We start from the raw sequence: 15062 nt of genomic DNA, 5'->3' as shown, positions 1-15062 counted from the left end.
GGCCAGGAACTTCTTGAGTTTTCTCTATCTCGTCAGTGCTCTCTTTTGGCTCAAATGAAAGATCAACACAACCTAGTGAGGAGGTGGTCTTGCTGTGGAGTCTTGCCGGTATGGCCCTCAGAGCCTCTAGAGCTACCCTGCGGTTGAGGGTGGGGGGAACCCAAACTCTGCCATTTCGTCTGGGCAACAGAGGTTCTGTCTGGGAGGGGATCCCTCCGCTGTTGCTGTTGTTACAACCTATGGATGCCTATGGATGCTGCCCTCAGCGACATCAGTGGCCAGCGCTGGTCGGTCTTGGTGAAGAACGTGCCTGTGCGGCCCGAAAAGCTCGCTGATGTGGATCTGGTGCTGATCTGTCAGCAGGGATCCCAGCCCCATCGGGAGGCTTTTGCCGAGTTGATGCGTCGCCATCAGGCCCATGTGGACAAGGTGCTCTATCATCTTGCCCCGGACTGGCAGGACCGGCATGACTTGGCCCAGGAAGTTTGGATCCGGGCCTACCGCCACCTGAAACGCCTACAGGAGCCGGCGAAATTTCGCAGTTGGCTGGGGCGGATTGCCACCAACCTGTTTTACGACGAGCTGCGCAAGCGCAAACGGCAGCAGCAGCCCCTTTCTCTGGATGCGCCGATTCAGATGCGGGATAGCGAGATGGAGTGGGAGCTGCCCAGCGAGAGCCCCAGCCCCCATGAGCACCTCGCCACCTGCGAGTTCTACGAGCGATTGCACCAAGCCGTCCGCGACCTGCCGCAGGCCTTTCGCCAGACAATCCTGCTGCGGGAAATTCAGGGAATGGCTTATGAGGAAATTGCCGAGATCACAGGGGTGTCTTTGGGCACTGTTAAGTCTCGCATTGCGCGCGCCCGCGCCCGCCTACAATCCACCCTAAAACCCTACCTTAATGGTGAATGACCATGGTTCGCGGCAACCCCAACCCCGACCCCAGGGATCCCCAGCAAGAGCTGCCGGTGGTGGATGAGCGCTTTGAACAGTTGAGCGCCTACCTGGACGGGGAATTGTCGTCCCAGGAAGCGCGGCAGGTGGAAGATTGGCTGGCCAGCGATCCCCAAGCGCGGCAACTGTACAGCCAACTGGCAGCTTTACAGGCCGGTTTGGCCAACCTCAAGGCCCCAACCTTGAACTCCACCCAGACGGAGCTGTTGATCAGCCGTGTGTTCGCTGAGCTGGATCGGCGGCCAATGCTCGACCTGGGCTGGCGGCAACGTAAGGGCACCCCTTGGGGACGGGTGGCAGCGGCTGTAGTGGCCTTGGCAGGGGCGGGCTGGGTGGGATGGCGTTGGTCTCATCCCCAGCCTTTGGTATCGCTGGAAGATCCGCCGGTGCGCGTGGCCATCGTGCCTGCCTCTGCTCGTGTTGCCCAACGCTATCTTTTCGAGGCGGGGCAAAAACAAGATGCCTACTCGATTTTGTTTGAGACAATCCCCAACCGTGGATCTCGCCCCGCCAACGCGACCAGGGCCGAGGTGGGCTGGGAATGACCTGAGCAGGCTTGAGAAAGACTGAGGAGCGCAGGGTGGAAAAAGCAGTTCGCTGGGCTTGTGGGCTAGGAGTCTGCCTTTGGCTATGCAGTCTGGGATCCCTGTCGGCCCAGGCAGATCCCAGCAGTAGCCATCTGGCAACGCCGTCCGCGCCGGCGGGACGGAGTCCGAAGCAGTTGCACTCCTCTCCCAGTGGACAGGAGCCTGCCCCCCAGCCCACAAACCTGCCTTCACCCGGATCCCGTCTCACCCCTGCCCCCGATCAAAACCAATGGGCCCCTCCCAAGACGGAGCTATCGCCCTTTCCGGACTTCCCCCTTCTCAAGGAGTTGGATCCGCCCCCGCCAAGCTTGGCCGACCTGGGCATCCATTGGGATCGCTTGGCCCTGCTGCCGGATCCCGAGCTGGCAGAGGAAATGGATGTGGAGTTCAGCCGCCGTCTAGCCCGCCTAAACCGGCAAATTGCCAACCAACAAGAGCGCCTCTACCGCCTTTTGCAAACCTGGGACTCCGACGAGGCCGATATCCGCCAAATTCAGGCCCAACTGAGCCAGTTGCGGACAGAACGGGATCGCCTAGCTCTGGAACACCTGTTGATGCTGCGGCAGCTGCAAGAGAACTTCGCCCTACCTCTACCCGACCGCTCTGCTGCCAGCCCTCCCTGAGGAGTCCTTGGGTTCGGGTTATGATCTGAGGGAGGGGCAGACGCAACCACCAACGGAGCTGAGGGATGGCCAAAGTGCCCAGCAACCCAGAAATTGAGCAATTGGCCGCTGCCATTGGCAAGGAAGTTTACATCGATGTAGCCCGCTGGCATCTTTACCTGCGCGACGCCCATCTGCATACTCTTTTGGCGGAGCGACTGGCACCCCAGGTGATGGCAGGCAAGGTGGATGAGGACGCCGTCACGGAGATCTTGCAAGGGATCCCGGTGAAAGTGGGGGGTGGGCGCAAAGAATTGCCTCTGGCCGATCTCCTGCCGATGCAAAGCCTGCTTAACCTGCTGGACGTGCTGGAGGAGTTCAGCCGCAAATGGGCCCAATAGAGAAAGGTAGAGCGGTGCATCATCAGTCTAAACCTATGCGGCCTGGCCCCTGGCTCAAGCTCGGCAGCCTTATTCCGCTGCTCTGGCTGTTGTCGGCCTGTCAGGGAACCGAGTGGGGAGAACGGCTGGAGCGCGCTGTACGCCCAGTGGGCCCGCCCACAGCCCAATCTGAGCCGCTGGCACCTCCCTCGCCTCAACCTTCGCCGGGATCCATCCCACCCTCTATCTCGATCCCCACTGCTCCCGCCCCCTCTTCACCTCTGCCCAGCCAGGACAGCAGCCGCTTTACAGACTTGGAGCCCGGATCTCTGGTGGCTCGTTCGGTGGGATACCTGGATCGGCTGGGAGTTTTTGCCGATATCTCCAGCAGCGAATTTCAGCCGCAGCGCAGCGTTCGTCGCGGAGAATTTGCCCGTTGGCTGGTGTTGGCCAACAACGCCATCCACGCCGATGAGCCCAGCCGGCAAATCCGCCTGGGATCCCCCTCGGAACGCCCCCTCTTTTTGGATGTGCCGGAAGAGGATCCCAACTTTCGCTACATTCAAGCCCTGGGAGCTGCCGGCATAATTGCCGGAGATGCCAATCGAGAGTTTCGCCCCAACAGCCTGCTGTCCCGGGCGGAGTTAATCCGCATGAAGGTGCCCCTGGACTTACCTCCCGGCCAGATCAAGGGATCCCGAGCGGAGCTGGAGGAGCGCTGGGGGTTCACCGATGCGGCGCAAATTCCTCCTGAAGCCATTCCTGCTCTGGTAGCCGATCGCAGCCTAGAGAATGCCTCCACCGTGCTGCGCACCTTTGGCCCCATCCGCACCTTCAACCCCTTCGAGCCGGTTAGCCGCGGGGAAGCCGCCATCGCCCTGTCGGCTTTTGGGGAACGAACGGCCCAAGACGCCCTACCCCAGCCGCCAGCCCTGCCAGACCCAACCCCTGAGCCTCAGCCTTCTCCCCCTGCCGCAGAACCGGAGCAGACGGCTTCTCCCGAGCCGGATCCCACCCCTGCCTCTCCCTCGGATGCTGCTGATGAGCCCCCTGGGCAGACCCGACCCAACCCCCCGGAAGTCGCCCCAGGAGAGGGTAGGATCGTCACGCCGGGTAAGCCCTAACCCTGAAGTGAGCGAGGATCCCATTGGCGTATGCTGTTGGGCTCTGTCAGCAGATAGAACGCCTCAGAACCCCAGCAGGGATCCCTGCTACAGTCATTGCAAGGGGCAACCCAACGGCTCGTTCCATCGCTCCCCAGCTCCTTTTCCTTTCGAGAAAGCGGCTAGCAGTGAGGGCTGTGCAGCGCAGAGCACTTCCGTCGCCATTCCCTGGGCAGCATTGGCTCTTGACAGTCCCCTGAGCGCCCCTCTGCCGGGGAGAGCCCTTGCCACCTAATAAAATGAGAGAAGCCAACCTTGGAAAACCCGCAGGGATCCCAACTGTGTCCGCCATTGTTCCTGAAATCCGTTCTGACGATTTGCTGCGCTACACCGTGATTGGGTCGCGGCGGCCCAGCGTGTACTTTTGGGCGGTGGCGCTGACGGGAGGAGGGCTGGGTTTTGCCTTGGCTGGCCTTTCCAGCTATCTCCACCGCAATTTGCTCCCCTTTTCCGATCCCGCCAGCCTGGTGTTTATTCCCCAAGGCATTGCCATGCTCTTTTACGGGGTGCTGGGATCCCTGGCGGGACTGTACCAATGGTTGAGTTTGTATTGGAACCTGGGGGGCGGCTACAACGAGTTCGACCGGCGCACGCAGAAGATAACTCTGGTACGGCGAGGCTTTCCGGGCAAAAACCGTGAAGTCCGCCTGGAGTATGACTTTGCCGAGGTGCAGAGCCTGCGGGTGGAGCTGAGAGAGGGGCTTAACCCCCGCCGAGCCATTTACTTGCGGGTGAAAGGACGTGGTGACATCCCCCTCACCGGAGTGGGCCAGCCTCCCCCCCTGATGGAGATCGAAAACCAAGCAGCCGAGATCGCCCGCTTTCTCAACGTCAGCCTAGAGGGCATTTGATTCCCTGCGGTGCCATTGCTTTGACCCCGCCCTGCTGGTCGCTTGAGCGAGACGGAATCCCATCCTTGGGCAACAGTGAAACCATTGAGGGGGATCCAGAACTGTGGAGTCGAATAGAGAGTTGTCGAGATTGTTTTCAATGTAGCGGGATCTCTTCGAGGAATGATCTACCCTTGATGCCAGCGCAGTTGTTGCCTGGGAGAAGCCTGTGATGGCCAACCTGAACCCCTTCATTCCCCTACAGGCCAAGAAGCTGGGGTCTATTCTGTTTCGCCTCTGGCTAACTCTTCTGCTCTCATTGGGCTTGGCCTTGCTCACGCTGCTGCTGACCTCCCATTCCGCCCATGCTGCTCGCGGGCCCCTGTATCGCTTGGGCCGCCCAGAGGGGGCGGTCTCGATTGTGGCCTGGGCAGGCTATATCGAACGGGGAGAAACGGATCCCGCCTATGACTGGGTGACCGAGTTTGAGAAAGAAACCGGCTGCCAAGTCAGCGTTAAGGTGGCGGCAACCTCCGATGAGATGGTAGCCCTGATGAATGAGGGCGGCTTTGATCTGGTGACGGCCTCCGGCGATGCCACCCTACGCCTGATCAAAGGGGAACGGGTACAGCAGATTAACCCCCGCCTGATCCCCAGTTGGGAGACCATCGACCCGCGCCTGCGGGATGCTCCCTGGCATACCGTGGATGGCAAGCATTACGGCGTGCCCTATCAATGGGGATCCAACGTGTTGATGTACAACACAAAGGTTTTCCCGGAACCCCCCACCAGTTGGGATGTGGTGTTTGAAGAAAAAATCCTGCCAGACGGCAAATCCAACAAGGGCCGCATCCAAGCCTACGATGGCTCCATCTACATTGCCGATGCCGCCCTCTACCTGAAGGCCCACCGCCCAGAATTGGGCATCACGGATCCCTACGAGCTGACCCGCGAACAGTTCAATGCTGCTCTAGCTCTATTGCGACAGCAGCGGCAACTGGTTGGACGCTACTGGCACGATGCGGCGGTGCAGGTGGATGACTTTGTCAACGAAGGGGTAGTGGCCTCCAGCTCTTGGCCCTTCCAGGTCAATCTGTTGCGATCCGAAGGTCAACCTGTCGCCAGTGTGATACCGGAAGAGGGAGCCACCGGCTGGGCAGATACAACCATGCTCAGCGCCACTGTCAAACACCCCAACTGTGCCTACCTGTGGATGGAACATTCTCTGAACCCGAAGGTGCAGGGGGATCTGGCGGCTTGGTTTGGCTCGGTGCCGGTGGTGCCCGCCGCTTGTCAGGCCAGCGAGCTGCTGGGGCCAGAGGGATGCAAGACCAATGGCATCGACAATTTTGAGCGCATCTTCTTCTGGAAAACTCCTGTGGCCGATTGTGGCGATGGACGTATGGATTGCGTGCCCTACTACGAATGGGTGACCAACTACATCGCTGTGATCGGTGGGCGCTAATAGGCCGACCTTGAAGGGATCCCGGATCCCTCTGGGGAGACAGACCCTCGGCCCTGAGGAGCTAGCCCCACGCGCTGCCCAGCACTGCTTTCCAAAACTTCGAGGCAGAGAGAATCCCAAAAACTATGCTTCGCCAGTCTGAGCAGACGCACCCAGGGATCCCTCGACTGCCACCTGAAGTCTTGCCGACTCTGGAAGGAAGGCTTGTGCGGCTGGGAACCCCAAGAACGGGCTTTGCTCCACTGCCTGGATGGAGAGGGTAAAGAGGGGATTGGAGAGGATCCCGGCAAAGATGGTGGCCACCAAAGTGAACACCAGGCCCACCCGCAGAGCCTGCATGCCTTCCGCCTGCCAGTTGGTCTCGGGGTAATTCCGCACCGAAACCGACATCTCCTGCGGCTCTTTCACCACGATGGTTTTCACCACCCGCACGTAGTAGTAGATGGAGATGACGCTGGTGACCAACCCCACCAACACCAAGGTATAGGCCCCCGCCTGCCAACCGGCCCAGAACAGATACAGCTTGCCGAAGAAGCCCGCCAGAGGGGGCAATCCACCCAACGAGAGCAGACAAATGCTCAAGCACAGGGTGAGGAAGGGATCCTTCTGGTAGAGGCCGCTGTACTCGTTGATTTCGTCGGTGCCGGTCTTCAGGCTGAACAGGGTGATGCACAAAAAGGCCCCCAAGTTCATGACCAAATAGACCATCAAGTAGAAGATCAAGCTGGCATAGCCGGCCTCAGTGCCCGCCACCAAGCCGATCAAAACAAAGCCCGCCTGACCGATGGAAGAATAGGCCAGCAGCCGTTTGAGGCGGGTTTGGGCAATCGCCACCACGTTCCCCAGCACCATGGTCAAAATGGCCAGCACCGAGAGCACCGCCCGCCACTCTTCCGTCATGGCCGGAAACACGGTGGCCAGAAAGCGCACCGCCAAGGCAAAGCCTGCCGCTTTGGATCCCACCGACAAAAAGGCCACCACCGGCGTTGGGGATCCCTCGTAGACATCAGGAGTCCACTGGTGAAAGGGCACTGCCGCCAACTTAAACCCGATACCACCAATGCAGAGCACCAAAGCGATGATCCCTGCCAAACCGGCATCCCCCATGGATGAGGCGATGGCTTCCAGCTTCGTTTGCCCGCCCGAAAGGCCATAGAGTAGGGACATGCCGTAGAGGAAAATGGCCGTGCTGCTGGCCCCGATCAAGAGATATTTCAGGGCTGCCTCCGAAGAACGGGGATCCCGCTTGGTATAGCCGGCCATCAGGTAGCTGGCGATGCCCAGCGTTTCTAAAGATACAAACACTAGGATCAAGTCCGTCGCCCCGGAGAGGAACATGCCCCCCAAGGTGGCCGTGAGCAGCAACACATAAAACTCGCCTGTGGGCGCTCCGGACTGAGAGATGTAGCGCTCCGCCATCATCACGGCCAGTACCGCCGTCCCCACCACCAGGCCACGGAAGAGAATGCTGACGGGATCCGCTGCAAAGCTGCCCAAGAAGCTCTCCAACTGGGGCTGCTGCCATTGCAACACCAAGGTCACCAAGGCCCCGATCAAGCCAAAGATGGAGAGGGCCGGAAGACTTTTGCGCGCCGCCGAACCACCGACCAAATCCACCACCAAGACGAGCAAGAGGGTGAGGGTAACCACCACTTCTGGCCAAATGGCACCGGCATACAGGTTTCCGGTTGGGGCAAAGACATCCATAGGGGAAGACATGAAGACAGATGAAGGGGATCCACAGCCAGCATACCGCGATTTCCGGTCTCTCTTTCCGCTTCCGGCATCTCTTCTCCCAATCGTCTCCATCAGCACTCTCAATCCACGGGCTCAGTAGAGCTTGGCGCTGGAGGTGAGCACCAGCTTCAGGCGGGCGTGGATCAGGTCCAAGTCCGCCAGCCCCAAGTCGATCTCGCCATCGACGACGATGCCGGTGTGGATCAGCCGATCCAACAGTTCCAGCAGGGATCCCTCGCGGTGGGGTTGTCCGGGGTAGTAGTCCCCCTGGCGGGGCAGGAGGGTGCCCAGATCTCCGAGCTCCAGGTTCAAATCCGCTGGGTCGATCTCCAACAGGCTGCAGATTTGTCGAATTTGCTCCCGCAAGGCTTGTAGGCTGCTGCCGGCCCGCTCAATCTGCTCTGCAGAAAGGCGCTCGGCCTCCATTTGCCGCACCACCTGCGCCTCCATCAACTGCCGCAACAGCTCCACCAAGGTCAGCACCAGAGAGGCCAAACCGGCTTCCGGGCGTTTCCGGCCAGGGGTGGGCCGAGCCTGGCTCAAGTCTTCCGAGCTGGCGGGACTGATAGAAAAGCGCGGCGGGGGAGAAGGGGCAATCCAACGGTCAAAGGGCTGGCAAAGCTGTTCCAGGCTGAGCAAATGGAGACGGGGATCCCGAGCGGCCTCTTCCCTTTCCTCTGGTAGGTTGTAGCCCCAGTCGGCCAAAAACAAGAGAACCTGCTCCAGCTCCGGCACCCTCTGCACCTGGCGCAGCGTTTGCAGGCGATCCTCCACAAACCACAGCTCCTCAGCCGGCAGTTGGGCGGCAGCCAGTAGCCGCTGTAAAGTGGTGGCCTTGGGGGCGCGCACCTCCTTGCCCAGAATGCGGTGGCGTGGCAGTTGGATCCCTGCTCGGCCCAAGAGCTGCTGGATGAACCGTCCCTCTTTGGTGCTGAGGATGGCCAAGCGCGGCTCCCCTGCAGCCTGAACCTGGCGTAGCCAAGCCGCCACCCCCGGATAAAAGCGGTGTAGCCCCAGCCACCCCTGCAGATCCTCTTCAATCCAACGATCCCGCACCCGATCCAACGCTTGGATTAGAGAGAGGGCAGGGATCCCTGACTGCTGCAACAACTGCTGACGCCAGCCCGGCCAGTCTTGGCGCAAGTCCTCCTCCCGGATCCCTTCCTGTAGCCCCCACAACAACAGAGGCATCTCCCAGCCGGTCTCGATCAGCGGGCGCAGACGGTCAAAAGCAGGACGCAGCGGCTCTAGCTGAGCAGGAGCCAAGCCCCACACCTGAGCACAAACGCGGCAGGAAGAGGCAAAATACTCCGCCCGCCCATCGCAGAGCACACCATCAAAATCCAGAACCAGAATGCGGGGGGACATTCGCCGGGGCCTAGCGAACTCCATACCTGAGTCCCCCTGAGGGCAAGTTGCAAAAATGGGGCCAGAGGCCAAGTTAATTCAACCAAACTGTTCCACCGGAGTGGCCCAACCTAATTGGATTCCGAGATACGAACGGACTGGATCTCCACTGGATTCAGCGGGCGATCCTGGGGGCCGGTGGGAGCCGTTGCAATTTTATCCAACACATCCTCTCCCTCGATCAATTGCCCGAAGATCGTGTAGTTGGGAGGCAGCGGATAGTCGGCGTGCATGATAAAAAACTGGCTGCCGTTGGTGTTGGGGCCAGCATTGGCCATCGCCAAAGTGCCGCGGCTGTAGGGACGTTGCACCGGCTCATCGGGAAAGCGGTACCCCGGCCCACCCCGCCCCGTGCCCGTGGGATCCCCACCTTGGATCATGAAGCCCCGAATCACGCGGTGAAAGATGACACCATCGTAGAAGTGGTCGTTGGCCAAAAAGACGAAATTGTTGACGGCGAGGGGAGCTTCTTGCGGGAACAGCTCCAGAACCATTGTGCCGGCGGTGGTCTCCATCGTGGCCGTGTAGGACTTGGCCGGGTCGATCACCATCGGGGGGGGATTGTTGTAGGTTTTCACGGGTTTGCCCAAGTGTTGTGCCAGGAGCAAATCGCGAGAAGAATGCGGGCGGGCCAAAACAGGGAGAGCACTCAACCCCACCCAAAGCACCACCATCAGCACAGCTAACTTCACCAGGCTGGCCAACTTAGATCGCGCACGCACGTTTCTTGCAGGAAAGCTCCATCCCCATCGTACCAGGATTCTGTCCGAGCTTAATCTTCCCCGGACTTGGATGGAGACTTGGCCCGCCGCACCAGCCAATAACTTACCGAGAGGGCCAACGTCGCTGCCCCCAAGCCAATGAGCTCCAACCCCCCCAGCTTCTCGAAATCGAAAATGATGATCTTGCGGGCCACCGCAATCAAAGAGGTGACGATCACCAGCTCCACCTGCACCACCTGCTTTTGCAAGTAGGCGGTAATGTTCTCCAGAATTTCCAGCGCAATCAGAATATTTAAAAAGAGGCCGAAGATCTCGATTAAAGTGGTGGAGAAAAACCCAGTTGGCTCGGTCAACAAATCTGCCACCAAGAACCGGGCCAAGTCCACCACTGCTACTGTGATTAGCCCGATCATCAAAATTGACAGTAGCTTCGAGATCAGGCTTTCCAGGCGGGTGATGGCCCGCAAAAAGGGATCCTCCTCTTCTGTCTCGTGGGGATTGTGCAACAGCCACTTGAGAAACCGCATCGCCAACCCCGACAGATCCAAACCCTTATGTCCTGATCCTGAGACAACATTATCCGTCCCAACCGTCTTGCCGGGAAGCAGGCAGGGATCCCTTGGGGCGATGATTGCGACACCGCTCAGAACAGTATTTCACCTCCGACCAACAGTCGGCCCACTTTTTGCGCCAGGTGAAGGGTCGCTGACAGGTGAGACAAATCTTGCTGGGCAAATCCGATTTCTTCCGTTGGCGTGGCATGGTGCACTGCAAAACAAGGTCAACTCTGTAGTCAGTTTAACAATCCTACCGGATGCTGACCGTTACCATCACGGAAGTGTTTAGTCTGCGCCCCACCTTAGCAAAAGCTGAAGTCTGAACCTAGAGAAATCGAGTAGCCTCTTGAAATCCGGCGAGATCTCTGCCCTGTGTCTGCAGGGATCCCTGAAGGAAGTTGGGTTTGCTGAAAGGTTAGCCGCCTCCATCCTGTACTGAGTAAAGTTCTTAACACCCGCTTGTGAACTTGAGCTTGAGTTTGTATGAAATCTCAACCAAATGGGACGAATGTAGCTGTTCAGAACTCTCCTCCTCCACTGAAGCGGGTTGAGGTACGGCTCAGCAAACCCGGCAACCGAGCGACCCAAGCCTCGCTTTCGGAAGACTCAGTGGGCGTATTTTTGCGGGAAATGGCTCGCTACCCACTCCTCAATGCCGAGCAGGAAGTGAAATTGGGACGGCTGATTGCAGAGGGGGGAGCCGCCGGGGAACGGGCGAAACGGGAATTGGTTAGGGCCAACCTGCGCCTGGTGGTCTCGATTGCCAAAAAGTACTTAAATCGCGGTGTGCCGTTTCTGGATCTGATTCAAGAAGGCACCATTGGCCTGATCCGAGCCGCAGAAAAATTTGAGTACGAACGCGGCTACAAGTTTTCCACCTACGCCTACTGGTGGATTCGCCAAGGGATCACCCGCGCCGTTGCCAATCAGGGGCGCCTGGTGCGGATCCCGGTGCATATGGTAGAAAAGCTCAACCAGGTGAAGCGGATCCGGCGGGAGCTGACCGAGACCCTAAACCGTCGCCCCACCCAAGCGGAAATTGCCGAAGCTCTGGAGATTTCCCCCGACAAGCTGGACGCTCTCTTAACCCTCTTGGAAGCCGGTCGCCAAACCCTTTCGCTACATACTCCAGTTGGCAAAGAGGAGGATAGGGAGCTGATGCAGCTTATCGAGGACGCCAACAGCCTCACTCCCGAATCGCAAATGGACTTGCACCTGCTGTCTGCCCAACTGGAAGAAATGCTGGAGCAGCTCAGCCCCCGAGAGCAAGAAATCCTCAAGCTCCGCTATGGGCTGAAAGATGGCCACCTGCACACTCTCTCCGAAATTGGTCAGCTCTTCGGCCTCTCTCGGGAGCGCGTCCGACAAATTCAAGCACGAGCCATGCGCAAACTGCGCCATCCACGCCGACAGGAAATTTTGGCGGACTGGATGACCTCGTTTTAGGCAGTAGGCCACGGCTGCTCCACAGGCGAAACCCAGGATTCCGCAGCAGTTTATGTTCAGCAAAGCTCTGCAGAACCAGGACCAGAGGCGTGCCCCCACTTTTGGACAAGGGATCTGTCCACTAGCCGATGTTCTGCAACTGCAGGGGGTGAGGCCGAGGGCGGCTGCGCAGGGCAGCTTCGATCAATCCCAAAAAGAGGGGGTGGGGGCGGTTGGGGCGGGAGCGAAACTCCGGATGGAACTGGGTGGCGATGAAAAAGGGGTGGCTGGGCAGCTCGATAATCTCCACCAAGCGGTTATCCGGCGAGACTCCGCTGATGATATAACCAGAGTCCAGAAAAAGGCTGCGGTAGGCATTGTTAAACTCATAGCGATGGCGGTGCCGCTCGTAGATGATGGCCTCACCGTAGAGCTTGGCCGCTAGGGTATTGGGCATGATGCGACAGGGATAGAGGCCCAGCCGCAGGGTTCCTCCCAGATCTTCCACATCTTTCTGCTCCGGCAGCAGGCTGATGACAGGGTGGGGGGTATCAGGATCAAACTCATAGCTATTGGCCCGCTCCAGGTGGGCAATGTGACATCCCCAGTCGATCACCGCGCACTGCATGCCCAGACACAGCCCTAGGAAGGGAATGCCTTGCTCGCGCACGTAGCGGATGGTAGCCACCTTGCCCTCGATGCCGCGATTGCCAAACCCCCCTGGCACCACTACCCCATCCACACCAGCCAGTAGGGCTTCCGGCCCCCGCTCCTCGACTTCCTCAGAAGAGATCCAGCGCAGGGTGACACCGGCATTGAGGGCTAGCCCAGCATGGCGCAGGGCCTCGGCCACGGAAAGATAGGCATCTGTAAGGCGCACGTATTTGCCGACAATGGCAATCTCCACCTGCTCTTGGGGGTGGTGCAGCCGCTGCACCAGGAGCTCCCACTCCCGTAGATCTGGCTGCTGCGGATCCAAGTTGAGAATCTCCAAAACCCGCTGCGCCAACCCCTCCTGCTCGAGCACCAAAGGCACATCGTAGATGCTGGGGGCATCCTGAGCCTGAATCACACATTCCACCGGCACATCGCAAAACTCGGAGATCTTCTCCTTGATCCCGCGGGGCAATGGCTGTTCGCAGCGGCACACCAACACGTCCGGCTGGATACCAATAGAGCGCAGCTCCTTCACCGAGTGCTGGGTGGGCTTGGTTTTCATCTCCCCTGCCGCTTTGATCAGGGGCACCAGGGTGACATGCACATAGGCGACATTGGCGCGGCCCACGTCCTTGCGAAATTGGCGAATGGCCTCCAAAAAGGGCAGAGACTCGATATCCCCCACCGTGCCCCCCACCTCCACCAGCACCACGTCGGGGTTGGTCTCGCGGGCCACCCGCCGGATGCGCTCTTTAATCTCTTGGGTAACATGGGGGATCACCTGCACCGTGCTGCCCTGGTAATCGCCGCGCCGCTCTTTGTGGATCACGGCCTGGTAGATGGAGCCGGTGGTAACGTTGTTGAGCTTAGACATGTTGGTGTCAGTGAAGCGCTCGTAGTGGCCCAAGTCCAGGTCGGTCTCGGCGCCGTCGTCGGTGACGAACACTTCTCCATGCTGGTAGGGACTCATGGTGCCGGGATCCACATTGATATAGGGATCCAGCTTCAAAATCGACACCGTGTAGTTGCGGGATTTGAGCAGGCGACCCAAGCTAGCCGCTACAATGCCTTTGCCGATGCTGGAGACCACTCCGCCCGTGACGAAGACAAACTTGGTCATAGCTTGGATCCCTTGCCTTTTTTTGATTATGCCAGGGATCCCTTAGCGCAGAGAGCGGATGGGGCCGTTGTAGAGGATGGTGGTTTGAAAGGTGCGCCTGTCCACCCGCACCTGGGTTTCAATGCTGGGCTGGACAAAGCCGGGCTCTCCCCCCCGGAAGGTGAAGATCCAAGCATCTTCAAACTCTTCAAACGGCGAGTCAATGGCTGCCCCGTGCATGGAAGCTTCGGCGCGATAGCGCTGCAGGCCCCCATTGGCGATCTCGGCAGCTTGGCGGGCCAGGTTTTTGGCGCGGTTGAGATCGCGGAAGTAGCGGCTGATCTCCTCAAAACTCCCCCTGGGCAGCGGTCGCTGGGGAGCAGGGGTTGCCGGCACAGGCCGGGGATCCGGCACAATGGGCAGGGTGGGAATGTCCGGGCTGGGGGGCAAGGGTTCGACGGGGATGGGAGTTCCAGAGGGGAAAAGAGGGGTGATCACCTGCGCTTGGGCAGCCCTTCCAACCAGAAGGGATCCCCACAGGAGAGCCATACCGACGGAGCTGACAGTAGAGACAAGAAAAGTGGGCTTCATGGAGCCATTCCTCGCAAAAGTTCTGGGTTGAGAGACGCTGCAGCTCTTGAATGGGATCCTATCGATTCAGTTCCTTACAACAGCAGAGTCAAAAGCCTCTCCTCTCCTTCCAACCCCGGTCACAGGCTTGGGTCGTTCACGCAACCTCGGCTGCTGTCAGCAATGTCTGCTAGATTTTTGGAGAGGATCCCTGGCCACAGTGGGAGGATCGGGGTTCAGCAGGAGCAGCCATGGAGTTCGTCACCCTCGCAGATGCAGGGCTAAGGTTGAGCCGGGTGGGCCTGGGCACTTGGGCGATGGGCGGCGGCTGGTGGGGCCCTTCCGACCGCCAGGAATCTTACACCACGATTCGCAAAGCCATTGATTTGGGCATAACCACCTTCGACACCGCTCCCATCTACGGACTGGGTGTTTCGGAGGAAGTGCTGGGGCAAGCGATCAAAGACTCAGGTTGCCGCGATCGGGTGGTTCTCGCCACCAAAGCGGGACTGGAGTGGACAAACAACAAAGTGGTGCGCAACTCCAGCCTGCCTCGCTTGGCCCAAGAACTGGAGGATTCTCTGCGCCGCTTGCAAACAGATGTGATCGATCTCTACCAAATTCATTGGCCGGATCCCTTGGAACCGATCGAAGAAACGGCGGCGTTTCTGGGGCAGTTGCTGCAGGAAGGCAAGATCCGCGCCATTGGGGTCAGCAACTTTTCCCCCGAACAGATGGATCGGTTTCGCCAGGTGGCTCCTCTGCACACCGCCCAGCCCCCCTACAACCTGTTCGAGCGGCAGATTGAAGCAGAGGTCTTGCCCTACTGTCGAGAGCATGACTCTAGTCAATAATAAGCTCAACTATACTGAAAATAATGTATAATATGTTCAGTACGGATTACTAC

The 15062-nt window shown here is 59.2% G+C and carries 16 protein-coding genes; 9 read left to right on the top strand and 7 right to left on the bottom strand.

All coding sequences use genetic code 11. The features are described from left to right. The first annotated feature begins 249 nt into the window (after nucleotides 1-249). The 7 genes from NW870_RS11795 to NW870_RS11765 all read left to right on the top strand — a co-directional run bounded on the left by NW870_RS11795 (nucleotide 250) and on the right by NW870_RS11765 (nucleotide 5981). Nucleotides 250-912 carry a sigma-70 family RNA polymerase sigma factor gene (locus NW870_RS11795; RefSeq protein ID WP_414343224.1) on the top strand — a complete coding sequence of 221 codons (663 nt, stop codon included), beginning with the start codon at nucleotides 250-252 and terminating at the stop codon, nucleotides 910-912. Between the two features lie 2 nt (nucleotides 913-914). Continuing rightward, nucleotides 915-1499 (top strand): anti-sigma factor family protein, encoded by a 585-nt coding sequence (locus NW870_RS11790; RefSeq protein WP_414375422.1) that lies wholly within the window; start codon nucleotides 915-917, stop codon nucleotides 1497-1499. Nucleotides 1500-1534: 35 nt separating this feature from the next. Next, nucleotides 1535-2164, top strand: coding sequence for a hypothetical protein (locus NW870_RS11785; protein WP_414375420.1), 630 nt, complete (start codon nucleotides 1535-1537; stop codon nucleotides 2162-2164). 65 nt (nucleotides 2165-2229) lie between these two features. Next, nucleotides 2230-2544: a DUF3181 family protein gene (locus tag NW870_RS11780; protein WP_414357902.1), complete on the top strand. Its 315-nt coding sequence runs from the start codon at nucleotides 2230-2232 to the stop codon at nucleotides 2542-2544. A 35-nt stretch (nucleotides 2545-2579) separates the two neighbouring features. Continuing rightward, nucleotides 2580-3647 (top strand): S-layer homology domain-containing protein, encoded by a 1068-nt coding sequence (locus tag NW870_RS11775; protein WP_414375419.1) that lies wholly within the window; start codon nucleotides 2580-2582, stop codon nucleotides 3645-3647. 320 nt (nucleotides 3648-3967) lie between these two features. Continuing rightward, the gene (locus tag NW870_RS11770; RefSeq protein WP_414375418.1) at nucleotides 3968-4537 is read left to right on the top strand and encodes a photosystem I assembly protein Ycf4; all 570 of its coding nucleotides are present in this window, start codon (nucleotides 3968-3970) and stop codon (nucleotides 4535-4537) included. A gap of 211 nt (nucleotides 4538-4748) precedes the next feature. Beyond that, nucleotides 4749-5981, top strand: coding sequence for an ABC transporter substrate-binding protein (locus tag NW870_RS11765; RefSeq protein WP_414375417.1), 1233 nt, complete (start codon nucleotides 4749-4751; stop codon nucleotides 5979-5981). A gap of 123 nt (nucleotides 5982-6104) precedes the next feature. Here the strand turns inward: NW870_RS11765 and NW870_RS11760 are convergent, their stop codons facing one another. The 5 genes from NW870_RS11760 to NW870_RS11740 all read right to left on the bottom strand — a co-directional run bounded on the left by NW870_RS11760 (nucleotide 6105) and on the right by NW870_RS11740 (nucleotide 10609). Then, nucleotides 6105-7688, bottom strand: coding sequence for an NAD(P)H-quinone oxidoreductase subunit N (locus NW870_RS11760; protein ID WP_414375424.1), 1584 nt, complete (start codon nucleotides 7686-7688; stop codon nucleotides 6105-6107). 123 nt (nucleotides 7689-7811) lie between these two features. Continuing rightward, nucleotides 7812-9086, bottom strand: a complete 1275-nt coding sequence (gvpJ, locus tag NW870_RS11755; protein ID WP_414375416.1) for a gas vesicle protein GvpJ — start codon at nucleotides 9084-9086, stop codon at nucleotides 7812-7814. Between the two features lie 110 nt (nucleotides 9087-9196). Then, nucleotides 9197-9676, bottom strand: coding sequence for a peptidylprolyl isomerase (locus NW870_RS11750; RefSeq protein WP_011433087.1), 480 nt, complete (start codon nucleotides 9674-9676; stop codon nucleotides 9197-9199). 221 nt (nucleotides 9677-9897) lie between these two features. Next, on the bottom strand, nucleotides 9898-10374 hold the full coding sequence (locus NW870_RS11745) for a phosphate-starvation-inducible PsiE family protein (RefSeq protein WP_414356708.1): 477 nt from the start codon (nucleotides 10372-10374) through the stop codon (nucleotides 9898-9900). A gap of 49 nt (nucleotides 10375-10423) precedes the next feature. After that, entirely contained in the window at nucleotides 10424-10609 is a 186-nt protein-coding gene (locus tag NW870_RS11740) for a DUF2256 domain-containing protein (protein WP_041437321.1), read from the bottom strand. Between the two features lie 278 nt (nucleotides 10610-10887). On the opposite strand from NW870_RS11740, the gene NW870_RS11735 reads away from it, so the two are divergent. After that, the gene (locus NW870_RS11735) at nucleotides 10888-11850 is read left to right on the top strand and encodes an RNA polymerase sigma factor RpoD/SigA (RefSeq protein ID WP_011433091.1); all 963 of its coding nucleotides are present in this window, start codon (nucleotides 10888-10890) and stop codon (nucleotides 11848-11850) included. A 121-nt stretch (nucleotides 11851-11971) separates the two neighbouring features. Here NW870_RS11735 and NW870_RS11730 read toward each other — a convergent pair whose 3' ends face one another. Together NW870_RS11730 and NW870_RS11725 are read right to left on the bottom strand one after the other, a co-directional pair. Next, nucleotides 11972-13606 (bottom strand): CTP synthase, encoded by a 1635-nt coding sequence (locus NW870_RS11730; protein WP_414375414.1) that lies wholly within the window; start codon nucleotides 13604-13606, stop codon nucleotides 11972-11974. Between the two features lie 42 nt (nucleotides 13607-13648). After that, the gene (locus NW870_RS11725) at nucleotides 13649-14176 is read right to left on the bottom strand and encodes a hypothetical protein (RefSeq protein ID WP_414375412.1); all 528 of its coding nucleotides are present in this window, start codon (nucleotides 14174-14176) and stop codon (nucleotides 13649-13651) included. 230 nt (nucleotides 14177-14406) lie between these two features. Here NW870_RS11725 and NW870_RS11720 point away from each other — a divergent pair, with 230 nt between their 5' ends. Next, the gene (locus NW870_RS11720) at nucleotides 14407-15009 is read left to right on the top strand and encodes an aldo/keto reductase (RefSeq protein ID WP_414375410.1); all 603 of its coding nucleotides are present in this window, start codon (nucleotides 14407-14409) and stop codon (nucleotides 15007-15009) included. The last annotated feature ends 53 nt before the right edge of the window (nucleotides 15010-15062 follow it).

It is taken from the genome of Synechococcus sp. R50.1 (assembly GCF_047462115.1).
In the GTDB taxonomy this organism is placed as follows: domain Bacteria; phylum Cyanobacteriota; class Cyanobacteriia; order Thermostichales; family Thermostichaceae; genus Thermostichus.
The sequence above is the reverse complement of the archived record's forward strand: the minus strand, read 5'-3'. Positions and strand labels throughout refer to the sequence as shown.